The organism is Neobacillus niacini, assembly GCF_030817695.1.
GTDB classification, from domain to species: domain Bacteria; phylum Bacillota; class Bacilli; order Bacillales; family Cytobacillaceae; genus Neobacillus; species Neobacillus niacini_F.
The window spans coordinates 2537148-2553174 of the sequence record NZ_JAUSZQ010000002.1 but is presented as its reverse complement, the minus strand read 5'-3'; the positions used below and the strand labels follow the sequence as shown (position 1 = coordinate 2553174).

Here is a 16027-nt window from a genome sequence, read left to right as displayed (position 1 = left end):
GCTCCCACTTTTCACTAAGTAAGTGACTAATTAAAATGGGGTCTCAAGTCCCTCACTCTCTATCAATTCTATAAAATCTTCCATCATTTCTTCACCAGGGTAGCCTCTCTTATTAGCTTCTTCAACCCATTGGTCCCAAATTGGTTTTGCTGTTCTTTTAAATTTTTTCATTTCCTCTTCGGGTAAATTAATAAATTCATTTCCACCGGCATCTATCCATTCAGTTTCGAGTTTTTCGATTTCTGCTAAATAGGTGTCTTCGTAGAGCTCTACCAGTTTTGGAGCTAAATCTTCCTCAAATAATTTCTTCAAATCATCTGGAAGATTATCGTAAAAAGCTCTATTCATTACAGGTACATTATATGACATGTATGCAGGAATATTAGTCATATAAGGAGCTACTTCATAATAACTGTTTGAAATGGAGCCAGTACCAGGAAATAGTGCAGCATCAACAATTCCCTTTTGAAGGGCATCGTATGTGTCTTCATATGCGATGGCAACTGGGGTACTTCCTAAGCTTTTTGCAAGTTCTCCAGCAACTGTTCCACCCACCTTTATTTTTAACCCTTTCATTTGTTCAAACGTATTGATTGGTTTACTTGAGATCAAAGTAAATGGATCATTAGCTGTTACTCCCATATACACAATATCTTTAAACGTTTCTTGTGCATGTTTTTCAATAAATTGATCCATGACATTTGCAGCACTTTCTATATCAGAAAATGCAAATGGCAAATCGCCAATCGTAAGCGGGAAAATTTCTGTATCGTAATGGTATGTTGGAGTCATTGGACCACCAAAATCATATACACCGCCACTGACGTCTTGTAATACAGTTGTAGAACTTCCAAGTGCTCCACCTGTATACAATTCTACTTTAACTCGTCCATTGGTTTTTTCTTCTACATACTCTACCCATGGCTTATAGGCATTAACGACTGTATGGTGACTATTAGGATGAAGAAAGTTTGCTACCATCGTTATTTCTTCTGCCCCTTTTCCAGATTCACCACCTGTACTATTTGTATTCTCTTTTCCCCCACAGGCTGCTAAAAATAAAACAATACTTAAAGTAACACCAATAATAATTAACCTTCTTATACACATGAATAACCCTCCATAAAAGAAATATTTAAATGTTAATTCCTAATTATTTTGAATTTACTAAATTTTTTTAAATAAGAAGCCCAGAGTTTACCACAAGTTCTTCTATATTTCGGTTATCTAATACAATACTTCCTCGCCATTAACTAAAAAAAATCTCTTAAATTAAATTACGCAATTATTATTCTTATATTAATCAAGTCAATTTCTTTATTTCCTCATCTATTAAACTTTTTCTAAGAATTTTTCCAACAGCAGTCTTTGGTAATGATTCTCTGAATTCTATCAACCTTGGAACCTTATATCTGGCAAGCCGTTCATTACACCACTCAATAATCTCCTCCACCGTAACCTTCATCTCTTTTTTTAGCACAATTACAGCCTTTACTGTCTCGCCTCTATAGTTGTCCGGAACTCCAAATACACAAGTTTCTGCTACTGCAAAATGCTGATAGATTACTTCTTCTATTTCAATCGGATAGATATTATAACCACCTGCTATAATCATTTCTTTTTTCCTGCCAACAATAAAGATATAACCATCTTCATCCATCGTTCCAATATCCCCTGTGTACAACCAGCCATCTCGGAGAACATTCGCAGTTTCCTTTGGATTTTTCCAATATCCTTTCATAACTTGAGGACCTTTAACAATGATCTCACCTGGTTCTCCAGGTGGCATTTCTTTGGTCCCTGTGCTTAAATCGACAATTCTCACCTCTGTGTTTCGAACTGGAATACCTACACTACCATGCTTTCTTAAACCTATCACTGGATTCCTGGTACCATTGTGGTAGCTTCTGATAAACCATAGCCTTCAGCAATCCGAGCTCCAGATAATTTTTCGAATTCATTTACAACTTCGCTTGGAACAGGAGCCGCCCCTGAACCACAAAATTTGAGCGAGGTTAAATCCTTTTTAGAAAAATCAGGGTGATTGAGTAGTGAAATAAAGATAGTCGGAACAGCTGACAATATGGTTGGACGATATCTTCGAATCAGTTCTAATAATTGGTCAATCTGGAACCTTTCAATAGGAATATACGTTCCAGCAATACCTATTATCTGCAATAGTCCTGAAATACCCATACCGTGAAACAATTGTGCGATCCCCAGAATTCGTTCATTGGCAGGGGATAAAAGACCAGCCTTTGTCGGATCTTGATGATGAAAATCAGCCACAATATTATAATGAGTAAGCATTACTCCTTTAGATCTCCCAGTCGTCCCACCTGTATACTGAATAACTGCAACATCATCCTTACTGTTTATATTTAATGGAGGTAATTCTTGATGACCTTCATTTATCAATCCATATACGGTTTCATGTGTTTCGTCACTTTGGTTTGTTAAAATGATTTTAAGATTATCAGCAAATCCAATCTTGTCCAACTTTTGTATTTGTTCCTGACGACAAATAAACCACGCAACTTCAGAATCTCTCAACATATGATTCAATTCAGAAGCCTTATACATAGGATTCACCTGGACTACAATTCCACCTAGACGTTGTATTGCAAAATAGGCAATTAAATATTCTAAGGAGTTGGGCAGCATGATTCCGAATCTCTCACCTTTCTTAAACCCTCGAGAATATAACGCCGCTCCGAAACAATCAACTAAGTTCTTTAATTCAGAATAAGAAATTTCTTTTTCCCCACTGATAACGGCTATATGTTCTGGAAAGTCCTGTGCTGACCGTTCGAAAATATTATATATAGAAATGGAAGGTATTTGGATTTTATTAAGCACTGTCTCTGTATTCTCCTGTATTATTAATTTTTTGACTTCAATGCCCATATTTTATTCCCCCTTTTACAAATACCACAGTCTATTTAATTCGCACTTATGAACCTGCTTCAACTTTTCCCAAAAATAAACTGGACTTTGGTCTGACAAATTAATAATGGTGCTCAATCATTCAGTAATTGTTTTAAATAGAACCCATTCCCCGTTGAACCAATCCCTTATTTCCCTGAAAAAATCGGTGACCGTTTTTCTAAGAAAGAAGATACACCTTCCTTGAAATCATCGGTTTCAAAGCATACTCCTTGATAGATAGCTTCTAATTCCAAAACTTCTTGAAGGGAACCATTTATACTTTTATTTATCAACTGTTTCGTCAATCCAATCGCAGTACCAGCGCCATTCGCCAGTTGTTTTGCGATTAAATAAGCTTCTTCCATTAAATTTTCTTCAGAACAAATATTATTCACTATGTGCAAATCGAAAGCCTGCTTTACGGAGATTTTCTCTCCCAAAAACATTATTTTTTTTGCTAAATAGGGTCCTAACAGTTGAGAAAGAAAATAGGCTCCCCCAAGATCCGGTACAGCACCGACTTTTGTAAAACTTTGAAAAAATAATGCAGATTCAGACGCAATAATAATATCACATGCTAATGCTAGGCTAAATCCTGCACCCACTGCCACACCATTTACAGCTCCAATAATCGGTTTATCTAATTCCAACATTGCAAGGAGTAGTTCCTGTCCGTCTTTCATTCTTTTTCTACCCTCTATTGATGTACCTATTGTTTGTAAATACTTTAAGTCTCCTCCCGCAGAAAAAGCATTCCCCTTACCTGTTAAAATTACCACACTAATTTCATTGTCATGTTGTATTCTTTTAAAAATATCTATTAATTCTTTTCTAATATTCGGCGCAATCGCATTTCTCCTATCTGGTCTATTCAATGTAATTAAACATATACCATCTTTATTTTTAATTTCGATATCTTGATATTTATAACTCATTTCCATTCCCTCCATACTAGATAGATTTTCTTTCACCTTTGTATATCCTAATCAGCTGATTGTTTCTGTTCTCAAACATTAATACATCTTCAAGGCTATTTGCATTTTCGGCAAAATTAAGCACTTGCTTACTAAACTTTAGAGCGATGGGATCTAACTGGGCAATTTCTTCTGCTTTAGTCATCCCAATTTCATCAAGCCTTTCGAATGGAACACATTCAGAAGCAAATCCAAGACGCATTGCTTCTTCGGCTTCTAGCATTCTTCCAGTCAAAAGTAAGTCTCTAGCAGGTCCTGCACCAAGTTCTCTGCATAGAAAATAACTTGAACCAATGTCACAAGCCCCCATCCCCATTTTTATTAATGGAACTGAAAATTTCACATTGCTTGCGATTATTCTTATATCAGAGGCCATTGCCGTAAAAAAACCACTACCTATACTGTAACCAAATGAGAGGTTAATCGAAATCTGTGGATTATTTCTTATTGCAAGCACAATCCGAGATAACTTTTTTTGAATTTCATAAGAATAAGTAGAATTTCCCTTCACCTCAGATGGATACACATTGTCAAAGTCTAATCCGCTACAATACGCTCTAGTTCCCTCTCCACGCATAACTAATACAGTAGTTTCACTATCATTCTCTAACCTTGTTAAAAAGTCTAACATGTCATCAATAACACCAATGGTCAAAGAATTCAGTTTTTCAGGACGAATAAAGCTCATAACAGCAATATTTGAAATTGGCTTTTCCACTCGAATATTTCTGTAAGCATAATGCATAATCTTCTCTCCCTTCACCCAGCTCGCGTATTGCTACTCTCTTATTTCAATTCTTTACTGCTAGGATGTATCAATTTTAAATTGGACCTAGCAAACTATTCCCTATCCTGCTCTAATAAATTGAAAAGGACTCCCTTACTTTTTTAACCATTGCCCTCCGTCAATCGTGATACATTCACCGTTTATATATTGGGCTTCATTAGAAATTAGATAGCTTGCGAGGTTTGCAACTTCTTCTATTTTTCCAAGCCGATTAGCAGGTATACCTTTTAATAATCTTTTCTTATCATCTTCCGAAGGAAATAAATATTCTGCTGCCCCAGTTTCTTCAATTGGTCCTGGTGCGATGGCATTAACCCTTATACCATATTGTCCCCATTCGACAGCAAGTGTTCGTGTCATTGCGAGAACACCTGCTTTTGCTGCAGCAGAATGAACCGTACCCGGATTAGCTGTCCAAGCATAGGCTGTTGAAATATTTAATATAGAACCGGACTGGTTCTTATTAATCCATTCTTTTGCAACAGTTTGAGTACAATACCAAGTTCCATTTAATACGATATCCACAACTGCATGCCATCCATTTATCGATAATTTTTCAGAAGGGCATTTAAAATTTCCAGCCGCATTATTCACCAAATAGTTTACTTTTCCATAACGTTCAATTGTTTCCTGTACCATCCTTTCAACTGAATGGTAATCCCTTACATCCATTTGTATACATAAGACTTGATTTTGAAATGTTTCTATTTCATTTTTTGTGTTATTCAACTTTTCTAATGTTCTTCCCGTTATTACTACATATGCACCTTTTGAAGCAAATTTTTTTGCCATTCCTTTTCCTAAACCACTTCCTCCACCTGTTACAATGACAACTTCCTCTTTCAAATTGGTTCCTCCTTAATGTACTTTTTCAAGATAAAATATTTTTCCATACTTAACTGAATGCAATTTTCATTCCAAATATATTAAAAGGTCCATAGAAAACTTAAAGGAGTTGACCGCTCTGGGCTTATATATTTAAATTTATATTTCTCCCATCCGGTACAGTGAATATTGTTTATAAAACATACACCACTATCAACCTAATGTTCTGTAATAAAACAAAAAAAGACAGGATCCTTCGTATCAAGAAGGATACCTACCTTTTGTCTTTATTATTTAGCATGTTTATTCACATACTTCAAATTCATATTTCTTTAATTTATCATATAAAAGCGAACGACTAATCCCCAACAACTTACATGCTTTGCTTTTGTTTCCATTCGCTTGTACCAATGCCTTTTGAATAGCAAATTGCTCAGCTCTTTCCATTAAAGAAAAATCGCACATTTCATCTTCTGAATCCTCAAATCCAAGATCATACCCCACCTTTTTCAGTAAATAATCAGGTAAGTCTTCAAGTTTTACCTTTCCGCTTTCAGCAAAAATCATCGCTCTTTCCCAGACATTTCTCAACTCACGAATGTTTCCTGGCCAATCGTATTCAAGTAAAACCTGCTCCACTAAAGGCTCCCATCCTAGGATACTCGTTCCATTTTGCTTGTTGAGCTTTTCTATAAAGAATTCACTTAATAATAAGATATCTTTCCTTCGCCTGTTTAGCGGAGGTAATTCAACCGAAATAACATTGAGTCGATAAAATAGATCTTCTCTGAATGTTCCTGCACTTACCATATCCTCAAGCGGTTTATTTGTAGCAGCAATAATCCTTACATTTACCCCGATTCTCTCCGTTCCACCAACTCGGTAAAATTCTCGTTCTTGTAAAACTCTAAGTAATTTTGCTTGAAGAGGCAGAGACATATCCCCAATTTCATCTAGAAAAAGAGTGCCACCATTTGCTAAATCAAACTTTCCTATCTTTCCTTTTTGATTTGCACCCGAAAAAGCTCCACCTTCATAGCCAAAAAACTCAGACTCTAGTAAATGCTCAGGAATCGCAGCACAATTTACGGTAATAAATGGACCTTGACCACAAAAACTCGAACTATGTAATGCATGAGCAAATAACTCTTTACCAGTACCACTTTCCCCTCTAATTAGGATAGTAGTATTGCCTTTGCCAGCTTTATAACCACTTTTTATTAACTTTTTCATTTGTGAATCTTCCGTAATAATCTCATTAAAAGTGAATTTTGATTCCTCTGTTTTATTATTTTTCACTCCTCTTTCAGATGACTCATAACTTCTAAACCGTTCGCGAACCTCGTGTAATTGTCGATAAACAATTTTCCCAACGACACCAATAATTTGTTCATCCTGATAAATAGGAATCCGATGAATCATGTATTTAATTCCCTTTTTCTCCATTAATTCACTTATATCAGCAACCCCAGTTTTCAGAACATTTGATAAATGGAGTTGAGGTAAAACTTCGTCGACATGATTGCCATTGATTGTTTCGTTCTCCAATTCAAATAATTCAATGAGCTGAGGACTATAAAAAGTAATCTTAGCCTCTTCATTTATCATCACTACCCCATCATAAGCATGATCAATAATTGTTTGAAGGACACGTTTCAATCGATTGACTATTTTTAATTCTTGTGCCAAATTTTCAATTTCTGAAGTATTTTGAAATAATGCTATATAACCATGATTTTCTCTCGTTTTCCTATATCTAGACAATCGAACAATGTACGTATTTTCCCTGATTTTTAGTTGATAAGTCGCTTCTCTCTCATCACCGGAAAGATTCAAATTTGGGATGATCATTTGTAGATTATTTGATATTAATGTATGTGCCGGCTGATTAATCATCTTAGTAACTACATAATTAACAAAAATAATCCTTCCACTTTCATCCGTCATTACTGCGCCTAAGTTAGAGGTATTTAAAATGATTTCTAGTTGTTCTTTTAACAAACGAGTGTTCTTTATATAATTTTTCGCTGCTGTCTGTGGCGTTAATATTCCAACGGGTTTCCTATCATCATCAACAATAATTCCTGTTCCTACTTCACTTTTTGATATACCTTCTTCTATGTTATTAAGTTCTTTATGCTGATTTGTAGTCCCAATGTCGTTCTTAATAAAATTTTCTATTGGCGTTGAGTAATCGAGCTCTAATAACAGCATATTGTAAAGACTACTGCGTGTAAAAACACCGATTAATTTACCTGATTGATTTACTACAGGTACGGTATTCCATTTCGTCTTTTTCATAAATTTTATTGTCTGAATAAGCGAAGTTTCTGGAAATAAACACTCCTTCACAGGTTCCATCACATTTTTTAAATGAAGCATTCAAATCAACACCCCTTCCCGTCTGAATCTAAAACTATTCTATCACTAGTAAATACAATATTACAAATTTTGCATATTTTCTAATAATTTTATCGAACACAATAAAAGGCGTGGTTTTATTAACCACGCCATTTTTTTATTGAGTTACTTAACTTTTTTTAAAATTTCAATATCATGCTCATCGAGCTTAGGGTAGGTTTTTTCTTCTTTGCTTTGTGAATAATGTGTAACGGTCTGTCTGATTCCATTTTCATTAAACAAAAGCTTCCTTTCCTTAACATATGGTTGTTGATGAATTTCACTTGTTTTTACAACTGGAGCCATACAGCAGTCTACTTCTTGAGAAAAAGCTACCCAGTCAGCATATGATTTGCTTTTAAATAACCCCTGGATCTCAAGAAAAATGGGATTATCTGGATTTGGAGGAGTAAATTGCGCAGATAGCCATTCCGGCTTACCTGCTGCGTAACAGAAATTCTTCCAAAACTTTGATTCTAATGCTCCAAAACTAATGAATCTGCCATCACTTGTTTCATATAAATAATAACAAATGACATTTTTATTTAATACACGGAGTCCTGACTCTTCGCCAGTTACAGATTCTATTAAACTATGAATGCTCATCATGGAAATCATTACGTCAAGGATTGAAACATCTAAATAGCAACCTTTTCCCGTTTTTTCTCTTTGAAAAAGGGCAGCGACGATTGATTCACTAGCAGCTATCCCGCCAATTAAATCAGCTAAGGTAATACTTGGATGGACAGGCCTATTATCTTTGTCTGTCAACTGGGACAATACACCACTCAAAGCCATATAATTCAAATCATGGCTTCCAAATTGATGCAGTGGTCCATTTTGTCCGTACCCTGATAGGGAGCAATAAATAATCTTTGAGTTTATTTGACTTACTTCTGGATAACCAAGACCTAACTTACTAAGAACTCCAGGACGAAAACTTTCGATTAACACATCCGCTTTTTTAATCAGATCCCTGGCCAAATTTTGATCCTCGATATTTTTTAAATCAAGGGCAATACTTTTTTTCCCTCTGTTCATGCTCTTAAATAAATTTGATTCCTCTTTAGGATTGTCTCTTGAAAAGCGCGCACTTTCACCTGTTTTTGGTTCTATTTTTATTACCTCTGCTTCAAGATTAGCAAGCCGCAACGTGGCATATGGACCTGGAACATTTTGCGAAAAGTCAATTACTTTAATGCCTTTTAACATATTATCTTTTCCTTTCTACCTTTAGATTGGTCCTTGTTTTGAATAATAAAAGACACCATCTTTTTTTTGAACATTGACTTGTTGTACTAACAATAATAAATCTAAATGCCCAATTGTTTGTGCTAACGTAAGGTTTAGCAGTTTTTGATACTTTTTTGGATAGAGTAGCTTCGTTAAATCAAAGGCTGTTTTTTTATCTACTTCTATTAGGCCGAAAATTTCCATTGCTTTTTGCCAATGACTCTCAAGTTTCTTTGTGATAATTTCTTTATGATTATCTATTGGGTTGCCATGTCCAGAATAGATTTTAGTTATTTCAAGATTAGCACACACTTCCAATGCCGCTCGATATTGAATAAGTGGTTGCGGCCTTTTGCTCGTTTCGTCCCATGGGGGTTCAATCGAGATACTGGTGGATGTGTTTTCAATTATGTGGTCACCACCGATAAATACCCCATCATTTTTTCTATATATCGATAGATGATCCTGCGAATGTCCTGGTGTATAAATCACCTGCCAATCCTTCAATCCTGGAACCGTTTGGGTATTTTTTAAGACAATATCAATTTCACTTGGTTCTGAGAATCGTCTTCTGTTTGCTTCATTTAATTCTACTAAATCAAAAAACTCCTCTGGGACCCCGTTTTCCTTATATAATTGGTGGAAAAATCCAGCTCGAAAATTGATGAATTCTTCATTAAAACGAAGATACCGCCCAAGTAATGGGTGCCCTAGTGCCCTTGCTCCAGTTTCTCTTTTTACCCGTTGCAAAATGCCGGTGTGATCGGGATGGTAGTGTGTAATAAGAATTTGCTTTATATCATCAAGTGTATAACCAATTTCTTCCACCCCATTCACTAGCCCTTCCCATGCCTCCTCTGTCTTAGGGCCAACATCCAATAATGTTAATATTTCACCTTCGATTAAGTATAAATTTACTGGTCCTACAGGATATGGTGTAGGAAGGGTAATTTGATAGATTCCTTCATCGACTTTCATCGAATATTTTGGGAATTTCACTTCTTTTTGTTCCATTAAAATATCTTCCTCTCCATTTGTTAAGCTAGGATTGGGTATAAAGATTTATGATTCCATTACCATTAACGATGCTGGAAATTAGGTTTCCGTTTTTCAAGAAAAGCTTGCACTCCTTCCCTAACATCCTGTGTTTGAAAAATACTTGCAAACTCTTCCGCCTCTAATTCCAATCCAGAACTAAGCGGAAGTTCAGCACCCTCATTAATAACCCTCTTTATTCGACTCAATGCCTGAAGCGAATGATTGACCATTTTTTTCGCCACCGTATAAGAAGCTTGCAACCCTTCCCCTTCAGGTACCACTTGGTTTACTAAGCCAATTTCTTTCGCTTCACTCGCTGAAATGGCTTCACCTGTAAACATTAGTTCCTTTGCCTTTGCCTCCCCAATTAATCGTGGCAGTCGCTGTGTCCCTCCGCCACCTGGAAAAAGACCTAATTTCACTTCCGGCAAGCCTAACTGCACTTGTTCTTCAGCAATTCGAATATCACATGTTAACGCAAGTTCGCATCCTCCACCAAATGTGTAGCCATTGAGAAATGCAATGGTGGGTTTAGGAAAATTAGCCAGTTGATTATAAATTTCGTGATTTTCCATATTGCTTAACTTTAGTTCAGATTTTTTCATATTTAAACGTTTCGGAAATGACTTGATATCTCCACCAGCCACAAAAGCACGGTTACCCGCACCGGTTAGAATGACAACATTTGCCCCAGGATCATCCTCAAGGTTTGCGAATACACTAGCTAATTCCTCTAATACTTTCCTGCTTAACGCATTTACAGGTGGATTGTCTATCGTCACCAAAGCTATCCCAGCCTCTTTTTTTACACTAACTAATTCTACCATTCTTATTTTCCTCCTTAACTTGTAAACAAATTCTCTTCATCACACCACACCATTATTACTAGCAATTTTCATGCCAAATGATATCTAATGTTCTTTATAAATAGTAAACACTCTCCCTATATTCTTTATTTCTGGAAACGAACCCATAACTGTTTGAATGTCAAACTATCACAAACATCCTATTGTCTTTCATTTAAACAATACTGAATGAATTACCCGTGTGACATCCTGAATATCCTTAATATTTGTTGTAATAAATGCTTTATGGTTCAACTTGGCAAGGATGTTTGAAATACATACAAATACTAACTAAGTTTGAACATTATTGCGACACTTTTTTTATAACAATGAATGGCTTGGACTTGTAATTACCCACAATACGTTTTGGCACGATTCTTGCTTATTTAATAACTTGAATATAATTACCATATTAATTATATTTGCGCCTCTTCTACAAGAAAGGGACTCACTATTTATCTAGCAACAAAAAAAGATGGAAGAAATTTTTTAAGAGTAATAGAGAGGAGGGATTACTAGTAAATAATGAACACGGAAAAATGAAAGGGGTTTCAGATAACTAATATGTTTTTATTCAGTTATTTTCTACTATGAGGAATCACACCTTTCGTTCTTTATGGGTTATGTTTCTTGTTAAAAAACTAAAAAAAAACCTACCTATTATCTTCAAGTTAACAACTACAAGCCATTAGCATTTCAAAAATAACAATCGTTTACATTTTGCCTTTCTGCTTTAGAATGATTAGGAAAAAAATATATGTCAGGGGGACATCAAGTAATGGTTAGTAATTTTAAAAATAGAAAAGTATATTTATTTGCTATCTTCATGTTAATTCTTATTGTAATAAGTGCATGTGGAAAAAATGAAACAACAGCATCAGGTGATACAGATACAGGTTCTAATGATGAAACCTTTACATTGCAGATGAACTCTGCCTTTACAGCTTCTGTTACCGATTGGGAACCAAAATATTTTGCCCAAGAACGTTTTGCTGAATTGGTAGAAGAAAGAACAGATGGAAAAGTAAAGATTGAAATTTTTTACACCAATCAATTATCTGGTCAAGAAACAGCTATTGATGCACTGGCCAAAGGTACTTTTGATATACAGAACGGTAATGCTGCAATGTGGGGCGATAAGATTCCTGAAGGATTATTTTTATCTCTTCCTTATTGGAATATTAGTGAAGAGCAAACGTTTAGTACATTGTACGACACGGAAGTACGTGAGTTGTATAGTCAAGCCCTTGAAGAATACAATGTAAAGCTGCTGCTTAATTGGACGTCAGGTCCTTCTGGCTTTAATTCTAATAAACCGCTAGCATCCGTTAAAGATTTTGAAGGAACCCTTATTAATTCAGTAACTAATGTTTCCACTTCCTACTTTAAGCATTTGGGCGCTGGAATCGCATCTGTCCCTTATTCAGAATTGTATGAAGCAATGTCTAGAGGAACCATTGATGCTTTCACCTATCCATACTCTGCATTAGAGACATCCAATCTGCATGAAGTTGTTGATTATGTAACGATTCCGCCTTGGCAATATGGAATGGGTGATATTGTTATGAATTTAGACACATGGAATAGCCTGCCAAAAAATCTTCAAGATACAATTTCTGACGTAGCTAAAGAAATGGAACAAGAAACTAGAAACGCGTCAATGGAAACTTACAAAAAGGCTATTGATTTTGCGAACGAACATGATGTTGAAGTCGTCAAAATGGATTTAGATGAATATAAGAAGATGAGGGAACTTGCAATTGAAAGCAGTTGGAAAGACTACTCTAAATTTAATAAAAGAACCAAAAAAATATATGACATCTTAGTTGAGGAAGGGGAAAACTACCTCAATTCAGAAGAAGGGCAAGAGTATTTAAAACAATATTTAAATAAATAACTAGTAAACACAAAATAAATAGAAGAGAACAAGTGAAATGACTGAAGTTAGCTTTTAACCCTACCTTGTTCTCTTCTTCCTTTTATTTTCTATTGGGGGGAGATAAAACATGAAAAAAAGTATAGTTAACATAATGGATGTCATTACTAAAATAAACAATTCGATGATGTGGGTCGCGGGAATTCTAATCACCATTGCCACTGCCTTTTTATTTGCTGATGTTGTACTTAGGTACTTTTTTAATTCGTCTACCGGATATGGATTTGATATAGCACTTATCTGTACTGGTTTAATTGCTTTTCTGTTGGGTGGTTACGGTGTAGTTATCAAACAGCATGTTCGCGTCGATATTTTTTTTGATAAGTTTTCATTAAGAATAAGATCATTAATTGATTTAATCTATCTATTATTTTTATTTCTTATAGCTGTTGCCTTTCTTTGGTTAGGCACAGATTATGTGCTTCACTACTATTCTATTGGTGCGCAAACTAGTGGGGCCTTGATAATACCACTTTGGACAAAATGGTTAATGGTTCCCATCGGCGGTCTCTTACTCGCCCTTCAAGGTATAGTCAAATTAATTAATGATGTTTATATCATTGTAACCGGAGAGGTACTATACGATTCAGAGGAGGGACTATAGAATGGATATCGGGTTGATTTCACTTATTATCTTTGGTTCTTTAATTCTATTTCTCGGAATCGGTGTACCCGTTGGCTTCACAATGGGTGGTATTTCTCTAATTCTTGGCTTTATTTTCTGGGATGGACTTCCAAGTATCGATGGCTTTGTTCTAGGGTCATTTAGCGAGTTTACGAAATCTACCCTTACTGCTCTTCCGCTTTATATATTTATGGCTGCTATCTTAATGTACAGTGATTTAGCTGATGACATGTATGAATGTATTTACCGTTGGTTTGGCGGATTGCGCGGCGGGTTAGCGGCCGGAACTGTAATCATATCAAGCATTTTTGCAGCTATGGTTGGAATCAGTTCCGTTGCAACAGCTACCTTAGGCCTAATTGCTAGACCGTCGATGTTAAAACGGGGCTATGATGATAAGTTAACAATCGGTGTTATCATGGCGGGGGGAACACTAGGTCTTCTCATCCCACCGAGTATCGTTGCAATCGTATATGCATCAGAATCTGGTGAGTCCACAGGTGCTTTATTTATGGCAGGTGTTGTGCCTGGAATCTTAGCAGCTATATTGTTCATAATATATGCGTTAGTATTATGTTTCATAAAACCAGAGATGGGACCAGCTATTAGTAGTGATCAACGATTTACATTTAAGGAAAAACTAATTTCACTAAAGTCAATTGCCCTTCCAATGCTTGTAATTATAGTTGTACTAGGATCCATCTACTTTGGGATTACTACCCCAACAGAAGCTGGGGCCGTAGGTGTAGTTGGTGCTCTTGTAGCAGCTGCCGCTAAAAGAAAATTGACTTTTAGTAATATTAAGAATATGTTTTTAATGTCAACCAAACTCTTCTCCTTAGTGTTTTGGATTGTTATCGGTGCCGTGGCTTACGCCAGAATAGTAAGCGTTACAGGGATTGGACAAAGTATAGCAAACTACATTACTGGAGTTGATATCAACCGCTGGCTGATTTTATTAATAATCATGGCCGTATTTTTAGCTTTGGGTATGGTAATGGATACCATTGCCGTCCTATTAATCACAGCACCGTTAATCCTACCATTATTAACTTCTTTAGAATTTGATTTAGTATGGTTTGGTATCTTATTTACGATTGCAGTATGTATTGGCGGTCTGTCCCCTCCATTTGGAATGAGTATATTTATTATGAAAGGTGTTGCGCCAGATATAAGTTTACAAAAAATTTACTCAGCTGTCTGGCCGTTTATATTCTTATTTTTACTTTGTATTGCTCTTGTGATGATATTCCCAGAACTCGCTTTATGGCTACCTAATTATATGAATGGTTAACTTTTAAAGAAAACTTGCTGACTGGCAAGCGTTGTAAGGGCGTAGATAGAGACTTTACTGCACTTATGCGTAGGAAATGAATAAATTCTAAATTCTCAAGTGAAAAATTAAATCCTTGGGAATTTAGAATCCTTTGACTAATATCCTTTCCCCTGTCACAGTACCTACCTATGCAATCTGGTAATCCTTCTATTATTCTCCTTAAATGTCTTATCGCTACCTTAATGTTTCAATAAACCGTTTCGCAACTTTAGAAAGCGTGTGAGAATGTGACCAAACTAACTTTGTCTCCGACTGAAGCGAACAATCACTAATTTCCATGATTCTGATATTTTCGGTTGAATAGGATGATGTTATGGATTTTGGAATAATTGTAGCACCTACACCTGCTGCTACTAGGGATAGTAGAATTGCTGCATCCTGACATTCACAAATAATATTCGGGCTATAACCTCGCACTTTCCATTCCTTAACAATCTTTTCATAACTTCCCTCTTTGTAATTATTATGAACGAGCATTAATGGGATATATTTAATTTCCTGAATAGTTACAGCAGTTTTCACAGGATTCTTTTCCCACTGTTTAGGTATACAGACAACATAAGGTTCAACGTTTAAACTTACTTGCTCTAACTTCATATCGATTTTAGCTGGGAAGCGAATAATGCCAAGTTCAATATCTCTGTTTTCTAAAAGTTTACATACGCTAGATGGATCCCCTTCCCATATCTTATAGGTGACTAGTGGAAAACGATTCCGAAAGTCTACTAGTAGTGGAGGGAATTTTGAGAGAGCAAACGATCTAATAGAACCAATAGAGAGCTCACCACGTAATCCGTCTGCCGTTTCCTTAAGTTCTTCAATGATTTCATCAAATTGAAGTAGTATTGGTTCCGCTTTTTCATATAATATTTTCCCTGCCGTCGTTAATTGGACCTTCCCTCCTGTCCGATTAATTAATGGAGTACCTAGTTCTTCTTCCATCAGTTTTAATTGCTGGCTTAAAGGAGGTTGTGTCATATTTAATTTTTTTGCTGCACGAGTGATTTGTCCTTCTTTTATTACTGTAATGAAATATCGTAATTGTCTGATATCCAATTTACATGCCCTCCTACAAAATCGTTTTAAGGATATACTTTATT

At 35.8% G+C, this 16027-nt stretch carries 14 protein-coding genes; 3 read left to right on the top strand and 11 right to left on the bottom strand.

The window, feature by feature from the left end:
• Positions 1-30: 30 nt before the first annotated feature.
• From QFZ28_RS13190 to QFZ28_RS13145, 10 genes are all read right to left on the bottom strand, one after another.
• Positions 31-1110, bottom strand: a complete 1080-nt coding sequence (locus tag QFZ28_RS13190; protein ID WP_307195049.1) for a TRAP transporter substrate-binding protein — start codon at positions 1108-1110, stop codon at positions 31-33.
• A 193-nt stretch (positions 1111-1303) separates the two neighbouring features.
• Positions 1304-1879, bottom strand: a complete 576-nt coding sequence (locus QFZ28_RS13185; protein WP_307195048.1) for an AMP-binding enzyme — start codon at positions 1877-1879, stop codon at positions 1304-1306.
• Entirely contained in the window at positions 1876-2907 is a 1032-nt protein-coding gene (locus QFZ28_RS13180) for an AMP-binding protein (protein WP_307195047.1), read from the bottom strand. Before QFZ28_RS13180 ends, QFZ28_RS13185 begins: the two co-directional genes overlap by 4 nt.
• Positions 2908-3074: 167 nt before the next feature.
• Entirely contained in the window at positions 3075-3863 is a 789-nt protein-coding gene (locus tag QFZ28_RS13175) for an enoyl-CoA hydratase/isomerase family protein (RefSeq protein WP_307195046.1), read from the bottom strand.
• A gap of 16 nt (positions 3864-3879) precedes the next feature.
• On the bottom strand, positions 3880-4647 hold the full coding sequence (locus QFZ28_RS13170) for an enoyl-CoA hydratase/isomerase family protein (RefSeq protein ID WP_307195045.1): 768 nt from the start codon (positions 4645-4647) through the stop codon (positions 3880-3882).
• Between the two features lie 135 nt (positions 4648-4782).
• The gene (gene fadH, locus QFZ28_RS13165) at positions 4783-5535 is read right to left on the bottom strand and encodes a 2,4-dienoyl-CoA reductase (protein WP_307195044.1); all 753 of its coding nucleotides are present in this window, start codon (positions 5533-5535) and stop codon (positions 4783-4785) included.
• Between the two features lie 282 nt (positions 5536-5817).
• On the bottom strand, positions 5818-7875 hold the full coding sequence (locus QFZ28_RS13160; protein WP_307195043.1) for a sigma-54-dependent Fis family transcriptional regulator: 2058 nt from the start codon (positions 7873-7875) through the stop codon (positions 5818-5820).
• Positions 7876-8040: 165 nt separating this feature from the next.
• The gene (locus QFZ28_RS13155; RefSeq protein WP_307195042.1) at positions 8041-9126 is read right to left on the bottom strand and encodes a CaiB/BaiF CoA transferase family protein; all 1086 of its coding nucleotides are present in this window, start codon (positions 9124-9126) and stop codon (positions 8041-8043) included.
• Between the two features lie 21 nt (positions 9127-9147).
• Positions 9148-10161, bottom strand: a complete 1014-nt coding sequence (locus QFZ28_RS13150; protein ID WP_307195041.1) for an MBL fold metallo-hydrolase — start codon at positions 10159-10161, stop codon at positions 9148-9150.
• A gap of 65 nt (positions 10162-10226) precedes the next feature.
• Positions 10227-11012, bottom strand: a complete 786-nt coding sequence (locus tag QFZ28_RS13145) for an enoyl-CoA hydratase (RefSeq protein ID WP_307195040.1) — start codon at positions 11010-11012, stop codon at positions 10227-10229.
• A gap of 796 nt (positions 11013-11808) precedes the next feature.
• Here QFZ28_RS13145 and QFZ28_RS13140 point away from each other — a divergent pair.
• From QFZ28_RS13140 to QFZ28_RS13130, 3 genes are all read left to right on the top strand, one after another.
• Entirely contained in the window at positions 11809-12927 is a 1119-nt protein-coding gene (locus QFZ28_RS13140; RefSeq protein WP_307195039.1) for a TRAP transporter substrate-binding protein, read from the top strand.
• Between the two features lie 109 nt (positions 12928-13036).
• A complete protein-coding gene (locus QFZ28_RS13135; RefSeq protein ID WP_307195038.1) occupies positions 13037-13570 on the top strand; it encodes a TRAP transporter small permease subunit in 534 nt (177 codons plus the stop codon).
• 1 nt (position 13571) lies between these two features.
• Positions 13572-14885, top strand: coding sequence for a TRAP transporter large permease (locus tag QFZ28_RS13130; protein WP_307195037.1), 1314 nt, complete (start codon positions 13572-13574; stop codon positions 14883-14885).
• A 216-nt stretch (positions 14886-15101) separates the two neighbouring features.
• Here QFZ28_RS13130 and QFZ28_RS13125 read toward each other — a convergent pair whose 3' ends face one another.
• Positions 15102-15983, bottom strand: coding sequence for a LysR family transcriptional regulator (locus tag QFZ28_RS13125; protein WP_307195036.1), 882 nt, complete (start codon positions 15981-15983; stop codon positions 15102-15104).
• Positions 15984-16027: the final 44 nt, after the last annotated feature.